We start from the raw sequence: 13,716 nt of genomic DNA, 5'->3' as shown, positions 1-13,716 counted from the left end.
AGATGCTGTGCGTGCCGTACAGCCCCATGAGCGCGTAACCGAGGATGCTGGGGAGCAGACGGCCGAGCAAGAAGAACGCAGAGTAATTCACTAGCAACGCCTTTCGCGTATTCCATGCAACTGGACTCTTGTCCGGTATGCGCAGTGTGTCGTCGCCCGAGACCGAGTCGTTACGCTTGGGCAGTATGACGGTCGAGGACGTCGCACGCGACCTGTACGGGTTGGCGCCCGCGGAGTTCGTCGCGGCGCGCGCCGACCGGGCGGCCGCCGCGAAGCAGTCGGGTGACAAGCAACTGGCGGCCGCCATCGGCAAGCTGCGTAAACCCACCCTGACCGCGTGGGCGGCGAACCTGCTGTCCAGGGCGGCGCCCGAGGACGTGGCCGCCCTGCTGCGGCTGGCCGCCGCGCTGGCCGCCGCGCAGCGAAAACTCTCGGCCGAACAGCTGCGCGACCTGACCGCGCAGCGCCAGCAACTGGTCAACGCCCTCGCCAAGAAGGCGGGGGCGCTCGCCGCCGAACACGGGCATCCGGTCGGCGAGAACGTCGTCCGGGAGATCGGCCAGACCTTGACCGCCGCACTCGCCGATCGGGACGTAGCCGATCGGCTGCGTGCCGGAACACTCGCTACGGCCGCGAGCTACGAAGGCTTCGGACCGAGTGGACCTGGTCTGCTCGCGGTGCCCGAACGGGCCACGCGGCCGGGACGAGCGGCCGTGCGGCAGCCCGACGACAGCGCGCGCCGAGAACTGCGGGAGGCCGAGGAGGCGCTCGAAACCGCCCGTGCCGAGGAGGATTCGGCCGGGGCCGCGTTCGAAGAAGCGACCGGAGAACTGTCCTCGGCCGAGGAACGCGTCGCCGCGCTGCGCGACGAGCTCGAGCACGCCGAACAGCAGCGGCAGTTCCGCAAGTCGGCCGAGCGGTCGGCGAAGGACGAGTTGCACGCGGCGCGCCGTCAGGTGGAGCGAGCCGAACGCAGGCTGGCGAAGGCCAGGCAGCGCGCCGGGGACGACTGACGGGTCAGCTGCGCAGGACGCCCGGAAACAGGTACTCCTCCGGCGGCGGCGCGGTGGTGTTCAGCCACGCGTGGAAGAACCCGGTCAGGTCCATGGGTGAGCGGGACTGCACGAAAGCGCGGAATTCCGGCATCGAGGCATTGCCGTAGGCATGCGCGGCGAGGAAGTCCCGAACAGCCGCGAAGAACACCTCGTCGCCGATCTGCTTGCGCAGCGCGTGCAGGAACAGCGGGCCACGGTAGTAGACGGAGGTGAACTCCTTTCCCACGCCGGGGTCCTCCAAAGGGATGTTCCAGTACTTCTCACTGTCGCGGTATTTGCGGATGGTCTCGCGGTACTGGTCGTCGACGTTCTTGCCGTCCATCCGCTCCGGCCACAGGTAGTCGGCGGTATAGCTGGCGAAGCATTCGTTCAGGCAGATGTCCGACCACCGGCGTATCGACACCCAGTCGCCCCACCACTGGTGCGCGATCTCGTGCACGACAGTCTGCAGATCGATCGACGGCGCGTAGAGCGGGCGGGTCTGGGTCTCCAGCGAGAACGTGATGCCCGCGTCCACGTGGATGCCGCCTGCGGCCTCGAACGGGTAAGGGCCGTAGATCTTTTCGGCGAAGTCGAGGATCTCCGGCAGGCGCTGCTCCAGCTCGCGCTGATCCTGCTCCACATTCGGGGCGAACGCGCTGATCAGCGGAATGCCGTTGGCCCTGCGCTGCTCGAGGTAGTCGAACTTGTCGATCGCGACCGTGGTCAGATAGCCGACCACCGGCTTGGCGTTGAACCAGCGGACCGTCCGCTTCTCGCCGCGCACCACGTCCTCGATGCGTACGCCGTTGGAAATCACCTCCCACTCCGCGGGAACGGTGGCGTTCAGGCTGAACGTGGCCTTGTCCAGCGGGGTGTCGTTGAGCGGGTACCAGGTCGTCGCCGAGTGCGGCTCACCGGCGACGAACGCGCCGCCGCTGGGCGCGAAGGTCCACCCCTCCCCTTCGGCGTTCACCGCGGGGCCCGCGTAGTCGACCGTGACGGTGAACGGCAGGCCCGGCAGCAGCGGCAACGTCGGCGTGACGGTCAACTCGTGCTCGCCGTTGCGGTCGAAGTCGGCGGGCAGCCCGTTGACCGCCACCTCGCGCACATCGGGCCCCGCGTAATCGAGGTTGAACACGCGCAGGGGCTGGGTGGCGTGCGCGGTGATCGTGGTGGTGCCTGCCAGTTTCCGGCTGGGCGGGTCGTAGTCGATGCCGACGTCGTAGTGCTGGACGTCGTAGCCACCGTTGCCGTCGAGCGGATAGTACGGATCGCCCAGGCCCGGCGCGCCGACCAGTGGGTCCGGGGGCGGCTCCGCGTGCGCGGGCACCTGAGACACCGCGGCGAATACACAGGCGACCGCGGCGCACATCCGGCCGGACAACCACATACGAACAACCACCCCTTTCCACCCCGCCTCTCGCCGGTACCGGCGCACCGACTTCGCTGGATGGTAGCGGCTTCAGTCACCGCTTCCGGTCAGCGCCACCGACGCGCCGACACCGAAGATCATCACCCCGCCCGCGCCGCCGATCGCCTCCAGCCTGCGCGGCGACTTGGCGAACCAGGACCTCGCCGAGGCGGCCAGCAGTGCCCACGCGCTGTCGGAGACCAGCGCGATGGCCAGGAAGACCGTGCCGAGCAGCAGGAACTGCCACGACAGCGACCCGGAGGCCGGGTCGGCGAAGTGCGGCAGCACCGCGGAGAAGAAGACGATCGCCTTGGGATTGGTGAGCCCGACGACAGCGCTCTGCCGCAGCACCCGCGTGTTCGGGGCCGGTTCGACCGCGGCGCCCAGCGCCTCGCGCAACGCCGAACGCTGACGGATTGCTTGGATTCCGAGATACATCAGATACAGCGCACCCGCGAACTTGACCACGGTGAGCGCCAACGCCGACGCGGTCAGTAAAGCGCCGAGCCCGATCGCGACCAGGACCAGTGCCGCGTAGACGCCCATGGCGTGCCCGAGCACCGACAGCAGGGCCGCGCGCCGGCCGAGTGTGAGCGCGCGACCGACCGTGAAGAGTACGCCGGGACCGGGCACGACGATGATGACGACCGCGGCGGCGACGAATGCCAGCAGATTGGACGCTGGAACCATCCTTCGAGTCTAGGCGACAGCGCAACCGATAAACCCCGCGGACACAGCCGGATTCAGGAGCCGAGTTCGCCCGGTAGCTGGTGCGGATCGAGCAGCAGGCGTTTCGTGGTGGTGCGCCGCACCTTCTCCGCGAGCGCGAGATTGTCGGTGAGCAGCCGCCACTCGGTCTCGCTGATCGCGGCGCGGGCGCGGGCGATGACCGCGTCGTCGGTCGTGCCCCAAGCGATCGGCATGGCGCTCACCGACTGCCAGCGCTGACCCACCTGGCGCGGCGCGCGGTCGGTGCGCACCGCGACCGACGGCACGCGCTCCCCGGCCCTGGCCTGGTGACCGGGCAGGTCGCGGACCTTCCTGGTCACCAAGGCGTAGCGCGGATCGCGCGTATCCGGCGCGGACACATCGACCAAAGCGAGCAGCACGACACCCGACGGGCGCGCCTCCGAGACCACCGCGGGTACCAGCTCACCGTCCGCGTAGAGCTTGTCGATGCTGGAATGCCACGGTGTCCACAAGGCCACCCACAGCGCCGTCACCGTGCCGAGCGCGAAGGCGACCGCGAGCAGATACGCCCACGGATGGTCCAGCCAGATCAGCAACGCCGTGCCCGCCGCCGCGACCACCGTGGCGGCGATCGCCAGCAGGCGCAGGCGGCGAAGGTCGGCGAAGACTTCGTTCACCGCGTGGGCGTGCTTGCGGTCCACCGCGAATTCGAAGTGTCGCACGCCCTTATTCCTAGCACAGTTTGTGGAGGGGATGCCTCCGCTTATCCGATGGCGGGTCCGAGCAAGTCGTCGGCATCCGTGATGCGGTAGGCGTACCCCTGTTCGGCGAGAAAACGCTGGCGATGCGCGGCGTATTCGGCATCCAGGGTGTCGCGCGCGACGACCGAGTAGAAATGCGCCTGTCCGCCATCGTGTTTCGGACGCAAGAGCCGCCCGAGACGTTGCGCCTCCTCCTGTCGCGAGCCGAAGGTACCCGAAACCTGGACGGCCACGGACGCTTCCGGCAGATCGATGGAGAAGTTCGCCACTTTGCTCACCACGAGCACCGGAATCTCACCCCGCCGGAACGCGTCGAAGAGTTCCTCCCGCTCCTTGGTCTTCGTCGACCCCTGGATCACGGGTGCGTCGAGCGCGACCCCGAGTTCGTCCAGTTGGTCCAGGTACGCGCCGATGACCAGGCTCGGCGCATCCTGGTGCTGGGCCAGGATCGACTCGACCACGGCGATCTTGGTGTGTGCGGTGGAGCACAGCTTGTAGCGCTCCTCCGGCTCGGCGGTCGCGTAGGCCATCCGCTCGGCGTCGGTCAGCGTGACCCTGACCTCGATGCAGTCGGCCGGAGCGATCCAGCCCTGGGCCTCGATGTCCTTCCACGGCGCGTCGTAGCGCTTCGGGCCGATCAGCGAGAACACGTCGCCCTCGCGGCCGTCCTCGCGCACCAGGGTGGCCGTCAGGCCGAGTCTGCGGCGGGACTGGAGATCCGCGGTCATCCGGAAGACCGGCGCGGGCAGCAGGTGCACCTCGTCGTAGATGACCAGCCCCCAGTCGCGGCTGTCGAACAGTTCCAGGTGCTTGTACTCGCCCTTGGTGCGCCGAGTGATCACCTGGTACGTGGCGATGGTGACCGGGCGGATCTCCTTGCGCTCCCCGGAGTACTCGCCGATCTCGTCCTCGGTGAGCGAGGTGCGGGCGAGCAGTTCACGCCGCCACTGCCTGCCCGCCACCGTGTTGGTGACCAGGATCAGCGTGGTGGCCTTCGCCTTGGCCATCGCGGCAGCGCCGACCATCGTCTTGCCCGCGCCGCAGGGCAGCACCACCACCCCGGAGCCGCCCGCCCAGAACGAGTCGGCGGCCATCTGCTGGTAATCGCGCAGGTGCCAGCCGTCGGTCGCGTAGTCGAGGTCGATCGGGTGCGCCTCGCCGTCGACGTAACCCGCGAGGTCCTCGGCGGGCCAGCCGATCTTCAGCAGCGTCTGCTTGATCCGGCCGCGCTCGGACGGGTGCACCACCACCGTGTCGTCATCGATGCGCGCGCCGAGCATGGGCGCGATCTTCTTGTGCCTGAGCACCTCCTCCAGCACCGCGCGATCCAGGCTGACCAGCGTCAACCCGTGGGCTGGATGCTTCACCAGCTGCAACCTGCCGTAGCGGGCCATGGTGTCCACCACGTCGACCAGCAACGGCTGCGGCACCGCGTACCGGGAGAAGCTGACCAGCGCGTCCACCACCTGTTCGGCGTCGTGCCCGGCCGCGCGCGCGTTCCACAGCGCCAGCGGCGTCACCCGATAGGTGTGCACGTGCTCGGGCGCCCGCTCCAGCTCGGCGAACGGCGCGATCGCCTGCCGCGCGGCATCGGCCAACTCGTGGTCGACCTCCAGCAGCAGCGTTTTGTCACTCTGCACGATCAGCGGACCGTCGTTCACAGTCCCTCCTCAGCTAGATTCCCCGCCATTCTCCCCGACCCCTCCGACAACCCGCAGGTTACCGGCCCTTCCCGCAGGGCGCGGGTGCGGCAGCGACCGGATGCAACGCCGGAAGGGCGCGATGTCTTCCCGCGGACCGCGCCGGGACGGCTCAGCCGCGCGCGAGCGCCCGTTCGGTGAGCGCGCCGACGACCGGGGCGAGCGTCGTGGCGTAACCGCTCGTCAGGTGATTGTCGTCACGGTAGACGAGGGTGTTCCCGACGATGACGGGACAGCGGGCGGTGGTGCAGAACAGCGCGGTCAGATCAGCGTACTGGCCGCCGCCCGCCGTAGCGGCCGCGCGCTCGGCGGCGATGCCCGCCTCGTCGACCGCCACCGCTCGGGCGGGGGCGCATGCGGAGGCGTCGTCGATGTGCTCGGCCACGCACGCCGGCACGGTGGCGTGTGGATCGGGGATGCCGCCGAGCACGAGGACGGCCGCGCCCGACTCGCGCAGCTGGGCGACCAGGCGACGCACGCCGTCGATCCACGCCGGGTCGTAGGTCACGAAGCCGAAGTCGCCGCCGTAGCGGCGGGACATGCCGACCACGATCAGCCGGGGCCGTTCGTGCCGCAACCGGGACATGATCTGCCCGCGCCACTGTTCGCATTCGGTATACGTCCGCCCCAGGTAGGGGCTGGTGATGGGCAGATCGAGCAGCGGGCAGGTGACCTTCGCCATGGTCTCCAGCCGCCAATGGCGCGCTACCGACATGTTCTCGAACGCCGGTTGCCACATCGCCGCGTGGGAATCGCCGACCAACGCGACCGTGGTGGACGAGGCGGGATCGCCGGAGGCGCATTCCGCTTGGCCTACGTCAGTCCAGGAACGGAAGCAACCGTTGTCGAACACCTCCGCTCGGTCGCCGCGCGCGTTCGACAGTGCCGGCGTGAGATTCGACGGGACGTCGCGGACCTCCGCCGAGGCGGCGACCGCCGCTTGGGTCTGCGCGGTCAGCTGCTCGATCGCGGCATCGTAGGGGTCGGCGGTGGGAGTGGCCGGTGCGGCCGGTGTCGTCAGTGTGAGACTCCGCGCCGCCGTGCCGTGTCCGACCGGAGGGGGTACGAGCACGAGTAGCGCGGCCGCCACACCGATGGCCAGCGCGGTGCTCACACCACCGCAGGCGAGGCTGAGCCGGCCCGAACCGCGCAGGCGGGCCGCGAAGCGGACCGGGTTCTCGATCAACCGCTGAGTGAGCACGGCGAGCCCACCGGCCATGGCGACCGCGCCAAGTGCGCCGACCGGCCCGAGCGGGCGGCCGAGCGCATGCGGGGCCAGCACCAGCACCGGCCAGTGCCAGAGATACCAGGAGTAGGACAGCCTGCCGACGGCCTGCATCTCGGGTACGGCCAGGACGCGACCGACGCCGAATCGCGGTGCGACACAGCCGCTCCCGATGACCAGGACCGCGCCGAGCACGGGCAGCAGCGCCGCGATGCCCGGATACGGGGTCTTCTCGTCGAGCCGAACGCAGGCCACGACGATCAAACCGGCTCCCGCCCACCCCGCGCAGGTGGCCACCGACTTCGGCAACCGGGACCAGAGCGCGGCCGAAAGCGCCACCATGCCGCCCGCGGCCAACTCCCAGGCCCGAGTGGGCAGCGCGAAAAACGCCCACGGTGGCATGGTGCGGGTCCAGGTCAGCGCGACCGCGAAAGAGAGCGCGGCGACGGCGACGAGAACGATCAGGTACGGCAGCGCGGCGGCCGAACCGCTGCGGCGCCGTCGCACGAGCCGAGCCGTCGTGATCACCAGCGCGGGCCAGATCAGGTAGAACTGCTCCTCCACACCGAGCGACCAGAAGTGCTGAAACGGTGAAGGCGGTGCGTCCGCGGCGAGGTAGTCGGTGCCCTGCAGGGCGAAGCGATAGTTCCCGGCGTACAGCGCGCTCGCGATCCCGTCGCCGAGCGCTCGGCGGCCCTGCAGCGGCGGCAGCAGCACGGCCGCGCCGATCGCCGTGGCGACCAGCACGACCCCTGCGGCAGGCAGCAGCCTGCGCGCTCGCGCGCCATAGAACCGGACGAGCCCGACAGTGCCGTCGGCCGCCGATTCCCGATACAGCATTCCCGTGATGAGAAAACCGGAAATCACGAAAAATACGTCCACACCGGCAAACCCCCCACCGATTCCCGGCACACCGGCATGAAAAAGCACCACGGCCAGTACCGCGACCGCCCGCATTCCTTCGATGTCCCCCCGAAATGCCGCCCCCGGCGACACTCCGTCGATCAGCTCCGCCCGCCGATTTCCCAACCCGCTGACCGTGGCCGCCATGCGCAGCATTGTCATCGGTCCGGCCGGACAAGTCCCGCCGACTCGCCGCCGGGCATGCGCCTCGGCCCGGGTGTCCGCGCGCTGCGCCTATTCCATCCAACTCATTGCACGCCACACCGGCACAATCCCGAGCTTGCGGTAAGACAACACTTTTCGATCCGATCGTCCGATTTGTCGACGCCTACATGAACAGACGACACCAGGTCTCCCGGCGCTGCCACGATGCCCTCCTGCGGCCGGTACGCTTGTCCGGAATACGACCTCGAGGGGGCACGGTGAGCGAGCTCGAACTTGATCCGGTCCAGACGCGAGAGATGGCGGGGGCAGTACGTGGCCACGCCGACGCGATACGGCAGTCGGTGCCCCTGGCGAGGGATGTCGTCGCTGTCGAAACCATGCGCGACTCCCAGGTAGCAGACGCCGTGGATCAGATCGCGACGGCGCTCGACCGAGTGGTGAGCTACCACGCGCAGCGATTGATCGGATTCGCGGACGTCACGGACGCTGCGGTGGTGGAGTTCGTCAGTCGGGATCAGGCCTGGGCTACCGCGCTCCGGGAGGCGGGCCAGCGATGAGCGGCGGAAGCTACACGACGCCGCTTACGGTATCGACAGTGCTGTCCTGGGATCCACGTGCCACGGTCACCGTTGCCAACGCGTTCAAAGACGCCGCGCTGCGGATCGAGGAGCAGACGCACCAGGCGGCATCCCGGATCGACATGTCGTACACCTACTTCAAGGGATCGGTCGCTGATTCCGCCCGCGACAGAGCGGCTCAGGACCGGGACCATGCCCGGCGAACGAAGCAGGTTCTCATCGATATCCAGCAGCAGGTCTACCTTCAGATCGATGCGATCGTCGGCTACATCGACGTGATCAAAGACAAGAAGGCCGAAGCCGAGTCCGCCAAGTTCGATTTCTTCGTCAGAGACGACGGTGGCGTGGACTCCAGGATGTCCAACAGCGAGGTCCTGATGAAATTCGGGGCATCGGGCCTCGTGGAGAAGGAGGGGCTCGAATTCTTCCTGACCACACAGATCCGTGCAGCGCTGACTGCGATCCAGCAAACCGACCTGGAGGGCGCGGAGAAAATCAAGCGACTACTAGAGGATCTCTCACCGGAGACCCGGCGCGGAGTCACCGCTATGCCTGAGGACCCGAGCCTGGTCGAGGTCCTTACCAAATTCCAGACCGCACCGTCGAGTGCTCCCGCCACGCTGTGGCCCTCCGGTTTGGTCCTCGATCGCATCCGTGCCGTCCGCCCGGACTTCCAACCCATCCTGATGACGCCCGAAGAGATAGCGCTGCTCTCATCACGAGTCGCCCGGCCGGGAACCACTGGAATAGGTGAAATCACGGATTTCTTCGAGATAAAAGCGCAGGCTGAGGACGCTGCCGAGAAGACCTACACCAACCCGGACCAGAACGCGCTCAACGACGGCCACGGCGACGCATTCCGGCACATGTACTGGAATGCGCTCATGACACAGCGCTACGGCGCGGAGTGGACCGAAAACTATGGTGCCGCGCATGAAGGACTCGGCGCGAACCCTCCCACGCGAGAAGCGATGGATCTACACAACAACGCGATCGGCCGGCAGATCGCCATCGACAATCCGAATGCATCACCGGAGGAACTACAGCGATTGGTATATCAGCGAATCAAGGAGGGTGGCGCGATCGTGCTCGATCCGAGCGGCCAGGTCGCATGGAGCAACCAGGTCGAAGTGGGCAAGAACGGGCACCCGGCGCGTGCTGACATCCCACTTCCGGCAGGTCGGTGATCCATGGGTCATCTGCTCCGGATCACGGCTGTAATTCTGGGCCTGCTGGCCGGTGCGGCATGCTCCACGTCGGAGGACCGCGGTGAGACCGCTTCGCAGTGCTCGGCCAACTTCGATCTGGAGTCGCGCGCCGAGCCGCTGGGTTCCGCGACCGAATTGCGGCGCTCCATCAGAGAGCGGGCTGCGCAGCCGGGAACCTATTCGCTGCGGGCGCTGACCGAAGCCGCAGGGTGGGATGATCAGTGGGATCGCGTCGTCATAGCGTCTTCCGGACTTCCAGCGGAGAAGCTGAACTCGGCAGCGAATCTTCCCGGATACTGCTGGTCCAACCTCCCGGACTCCGGGTTCGACCGGCCCATCGATAATTTCTACGTCTTCATCACGGGCTCTACTCCCACACAGGTAATTCGCGCCGCACAGGGCTCCGAGCTCTTCCGAGGCGTGCGTAGCGGTGACGTACTCGGACCGGAGTCCCGCTTCCAGTCGGTTCAGCCGCCGGCCCAGCTGCAGAAGCCGTATCTGGAATTGACGCAGGGCTGATCGGAAGCACGGTACGCGTTGCCTCACGTCCAGCATGTGTCGAGTGGACCGCGACAAGGAGCGGTGGGGCGGGCGAGGATCGGGGCATGATCGAGATGGCGGCGGTGGCCGGGGTCGCGGTGGCGGCGTTGGGGATGGTGCTCACGCCGGGGCCGAACATGATGTACCTGGTGTCGCGGACGGTGTCGCAGGGGCGACGGGCCGGGTTGGTGTCGTTGGCGGGGGTAGCGGCGGGGTTCGGGGTGTATCTGGCGGCCGCGACGGCGGGGATCACGGCGGTGTTCGCGGTGGTCCCCGGCCTGTACCTGGCGGTGAAGCTGGCCGGAGCCGCGTACTTGGGTTGGCTGGCCTGGCAGGCGCTGCGACCGGGCGGCGTCTCGGTCTTCGCGCCCGCGGCGCTGTCCGCGGACCCCATCCGGCGGTTGTTCACGATGGGGCTGGTCACCAACCTGCTGAATCCGAAGATCGCGATCATGTACATGGCGCTGATCCCGCAGTTCGTCACGCCGGAGCACGGGAAAGTGTGGTTGCAGAGCCTGTGCCTGGGCACGGTGCAGATCGCGGTGGCGCTCACCGTGAACGGCTTGATCGTCCTCGGGGCGGGCGGTCTGGCGACGTTCCTCGCCGCCCGCCCCCTGTGGCTGCGCACCCAGCGATACCTCACCGGCACGATGCTCGGCGCCATCGCCGCCTTGCTCGCCACCGACCGCGCCCGCCCCATCCCGGCCTGAGCCGAACGGCCTCGACTCAGCGCTGATCGGCCGGATTCGCCAACCGGTAGCGCAGTTCCACGAACTGACCGGCCTGCTGCACCGCGGTGAGCCGCATCCGGCTGGAAAGGATGCGCCGCGGCAGCAGCGGGGCGCCCGCGCCCAGCGTCACCGGAGCGACGCTCACCATGACGTCGTCGAGCAGGCCGGCGTCGGCGAATTGCCCGGCCAGGTCCCCGCCTCCGACGATCCAGATATTGCGGGCGCCGGCCGCCGCGGCCATCTCCCGGTGCACCGACTCGACCGACCCTGCGACGAACCGCAGATTCGCGTCCGGTATCGCGGGAAGATCCCGGTGGGTGAAGACCCAGCACGGGAGGTCGCCGTAGTACTTACTCCAGTTCTCCGGTGGTTCGTTCGCCACGACCCATTCGTAGGTGGTCGCGCCCATGCACATGGCGCCTACCTGCGCGAGGAAGCCCGCGATGCCCGCCTGCGCCTCGTCCGCTCCATCTACCTCGAAAAGCCAGGTGAGCGAGTTCTCCGTGTCGGCGAGATATCCGTCGAGACTGGTTGCCGTGTAGTACTGGGTTGCCATGCCGTGCACGTTGCCAGCGAAACATGACAGTTCACGTCATGGTTCGGGATCAACCGTGACGCAACCGGCGGACCCCTTCGTCGAGCGTTTCGTCGCGCTTGCAGAAGGTGAACCGGACCAGATGACTCCAGGCGGCCGTGTCGTCGGCGAACGCGCTGACCGGCACCGCCGCCACGCCGAGCCGCTTGGGCAACTCACGGCAGAAGGTCAGGCCGTCGGCGGCGCCGAGCGGCGTGATATCGGCGACGACGAAGTAACCGCCCGCACTCGGGTATACCCGCAGACCGGTATCGGCGAGCGCCGCGGAGAGGCGAAGCCGTTTCTCCGACAAGGAGTCCCGCAGCTTGCCGACCCATTCCAACTCGTGGTCGATCGCGTGCGCGACGGCGGGTTGGAACGGCCCGCCCGCCACGAAGGTCAGGAACTGTTTGGCGGCGAGCACCCCATCGATCAGGTCGGCGGGCCCACACGCCCACCCGGTCTTCCACCCGGTGACGCTGAAGGTCTTCGCCGCGCTGGAAACCACGACCGTCCGCTCGGCCATGCCAGGCAAGGTGGCCAGGCTGATGTGCTCGGCGCCGTCGTAGACCAGGTGCTCGTAGACCTCGTCGGTGAGCACCAGAATGTCATGCTCGCAGGCGATCTCGGCGATGGCGAGCAGGTCCGCGCGTCCGAGGACCGTGCCGGTCGGATTATGGGGCGAGTTGACGATGAGCATCCGGGTGGCCGGGGTGATGGCCGCGCGCAGACTGTCCAAGTCCAAAACGAACCGATCTCCGTCGGCCACCAGACGCGCCGTGCGCCGTCGGGCGCCGGCCAGTGCCACGGCCGCGGCGTACGAGTCGTAGTACGGCTCGATCAGCACTACCTCCTCGCCCGGCTCGACCAAGCCGAGCACCGCCGCGCTGATCGCCTCGGTCGCACCCACGGTCACCAGCACTTGCGAATCGGGATCGTAGGAGGTTCCGTAGCGCCGGGCCCGGTCGTCGGCGACGGCTCGGCGCAGCACCGGCATACCGCGCCCCGGCGGGTACTGGTTGAGTCCGTCGGCGATGGCGCGGCGCGCCACTTCCAGCATGCTCGCGGGCCCGTCGGTGTCCGGGAACCCCTGGCCCAGGTTGACCGCGTCGTGCCGAACGGCGAGTTCGGTCATCTCGGCGAAGATGGTGGACGCGAAAGGGCGCAGACGGGCAACGGTCGGATGTCGCGAGGGCATATCCGGAGACTAGTCCAGCGGTCCACCGCACAACCGGGCTCAACCCAGTCGGACGCCACCCAGCTTGGCCGGATTCGCCACGTCGTAGGCGCCCCAGACCAATCCGTCCCGAACCGTGAAGCCGACGACTCGCGCGGGATAACCGCCCCTGCCCTCGGTCTCCGGACGCGCCGCGACGCTGATACCCAATTGCCCGTTCACCGAGACGAACGCGTACACCTGCGAGGCGTCCTCGAGCCCGTACTTGCGCACCAGGCCCAGATAGAAACGGGCGATGCGATCCGCGCCGTGCAGGACGTTGATCGCGGTGGCGGTGGTGCCGTTGGCATCGCCGATCATCATCGCGTCCGGATGCAGCGCCGCGGCGACGGCGGCCACGTCACCCGTGCTCAGCGCGACGAGGAAACGCTGCACGGCGGCCTCGTGCTCGGCGTCGGGCACCGGTTGCGGCGTCTGCGCCACCGCCTTGCGGGCACGGACCGCCAGCTGCCGCGCCGCGTCGGCGGAGATGCCGAGGATGTCGGCGATCTCGTCGAACGGCACCGACAACCCGTCGTGCAGCACGAAGGCCACCCGCTGCGGCGGCGTCAGGGTGTCCAGCACGATCAGCGCGGCGAACCGGCACTCCTGCTTGCGCACCACGGCTTCCAACGGGTCGGGAGCGCTCGACGGTGTGCGAGCGGTGACCACGGGTTCCGGCAGCCACTGGCCCACATAACTCTCCCGCCGCGCCGCGGCGCTCCGCAGACGATCCAGGCAGATCCGGCTCACCACGGTGGTCAGCCAAGCTCGCAGATCATCGATCTCGGACTGGTGCGCGCCCGCCAAGCGCAACCAGCTCTCCTGCACCGCGTCCTCGGCATCGCCGACGCTGCCCGTCAGTCGATAGGCGACCGAGAGCAGATGCGCTCGATGTGACTCGAACAGGTCGGAAAGCAGCGCGGCAACCATCGACGGGAAGTCTACGGTCCGATTCGCATCATCCCGGCATCGGC

The 13,716-nt window shown here is 68.3% G+C and carries 13 protein-coding genes; 5 read left to right on the top strand and 8 right to left on the bottom strand.

All coding sequences use genetic code 11. The features are described from left to right. Positions 1 to 185: 185 nt before the first annotated feature. Complete coding sequence (locus ABZ824_RS15060) at positions 186 to 1,013, top strand: hypothetical protein (protein WP_356963697.1); 828 nt, start codon at positions 186 to 188, stop codon at positions 1,011 to 1,013. Positions 1,014 to 1,017: 4 nt separating this feature from the next. Here the strand turns inward: ABZ824_RS15060 and ABZ824_RS15055 are convergent, their stop codons facing one another. The 5 genes from ABZ824_RS15055 to ABZ824_RS15035 all read right to left on the bottom strand — a co-directional run bounded on the left by ABZ824_RS15055 (position 1,018) and on the right by ABZ824_RS15035 (position 7,781). Beyond that, complete coding sequence (locus ABZ824_RS15055) at positions 1,018 to 2,439, bottom strand: M1 family metallopeptidase (protein WP_356963696.1); 1,422 nt, start codon at positions 2,437 to 2,439, stop codon at positions 1,018 to 1,020. Positions 2,440 to 2,499: 60 nt separating this feature from the next. Further along, entirely contained in the window at positions 2,500 to 3,138 is a 639-nt protein-coding gene (locus tag ABZ824_RS15050) for a LysE family translocator (RefSeq protein WP_355074981.1), read from the bottom strand. Positions 3,139 to 3,191: 53 nt separating this feature from the next. Then, positions 3,192 to 3,860 carry a DUF3239 domain-containing protein gene (locus ABZ824_RS15045; protein ID WP_356963695.1) on the bottom strand — a complete coding sequence of 223 codons (669 nt, stop codon included), beginning with the start codon at positions 3,858 to 3,860 and terminating at the stop codon, positions 3,192 to 3,194. 41 nt (positions 3,861 to 3,901) lie between these two features. Continuing rightward, positions 3,902 to 5,560 (bottom strand): DNA repair helicase XPB, encoded by a 1,659-nt coding sequence (locus ABZ824_RS15040; RefSeq protein ID WP_355074985.1) that lies wholly within the window; start codon positions 5,558 to 5,560, stop codon positions 3,902 to 3,904. Positions 5,561 to 5,711: 151 nt separating this feature from the next. Continuing rightward, positions 5,712 to 7,781: an acyltransferase family protein gene (locus tag ABZ824_RS15035; protein ID WP_356963897.1), complete on the bottom strand. Its 2,070-nt coding sequence runs from the start codon at positions 7,779 to 7,781 to the stop codon at positions 5,712 to 5,714. 368 nt (positions 7,782 to 8,149) lie between these two features. Here ABZ824_RS15035 and ABZ824_RS15030 point away from each other — a divergent pair, with 368 nt between their 5' ends. The 4 genes from ABZ824_RS15030 (at position 8,150) to ABZ824_RS15015 (ending at position 10,928) form a co-directional block, all read left to right on the top strand. Continuing rightward, entirely contained in the window at positions 8,150 to 8,449 is a 300-nt protein-coding gene (locus tag ABZ824_RS15030; protein WP_356963694.1) for a hypothetical protein, read from the top strand. Positions 8,450 to 8,487: 38 nt separating this feature from the next. Then, positions 8,488 to 9,657, top strand: a complete 1,170-nt coding sequence (locus tag ABZ824_RS15025) for a hypothetical protein (protein ID WP_356963693.1) — start codon at positions 8,488 to 8,490, stop codon at positions 9,655 to 9,657. A gap of 3 nt (positions 9,658 to 9,660) precedes the next feature. After that, complete coding sequence (locus ABZ824_RS15020; protein WP_356963692.1) at positions 9,661 to 10,197, top strand: hypothetical protein; 537 nt, start codon at positions 9,661 to 9,663, stop codon at positions 10,195 to 10,197. A gap of 86 nt (positions 10,198 to 10,283) precedes the next feature. After that, entirely contained in the window at positions 10,284 to 10,928 is a 645-nt protein-coding gene (locus ABZ824_RS15015; protein WP_356963691.1) for a LysE family translocator, read from the top strand. A gap of 16 nt (positions 10,929 to 10,944) precedes the next feature. On the opposite strand, the gene ABZ824_RS15010 is transcribed toward ABZ824_RS15015, so the two are convergent. From ABZ824_RS15010 to ABZ824_RS15000, 3 genes are read right to left on the bottom strand one after another with little or no spacing between them, the layout of a single operon-like run. Next, on the bottom strand, positions 10,945 to 11,505 hold the full coding sequence (locus ABZ824_RS15010; protein WP_356963690.1) for a dihydrofolate reductase family protein: 561 nt from the start codon (positions 11,503 to 11,505) through the stop codon (positions 10,945 to 10,947). Between the two features lie 49 nt (positions 11,506 to 11,554). Continuing rightward, positions 11,555 to 12,721: a pyridoxal phosphate-dependent aminotransferase gene (locus ABZ824_RS15005; protein WP_356963689.1), complete on the bottom strand. Its 1,167-nt coding sequence runs from the start codon at positions 12,719 to 12,721 to the stop codon at positions 11,555 to 11,557. Positions 12,722 to 12,760: 39 nt separating this feature from the next. Next, positions 12,761 to 13,672, bottom strand: a complete 912-nt coding sequence (locus ABZ824_RS15000) for a sigma-70 family RNA polymerase sigma factor (RefSeq protein ID WP_355074998.1) — start codon at positions 13,670 to 13,672, stop codon at positions 12,761 to 12,763. Positions 13,673 to 13,716: the final 44 nt, after the last annotated feature.

Origin of the sequence: Nocardia sp. NPDC047038 (assembly GCF_040644075.1) — a bacterium.
Classification (GTDB): domain Bacteria; phylum Actinomycetota; class Actinomycetes; order Mycobacteriales; family Mycobacteriaceae; genus Nocardia; species Nocardia sichangensis.
This window is presented reverse-complemented; position numbering and strand designations above follow the sequence as displayed.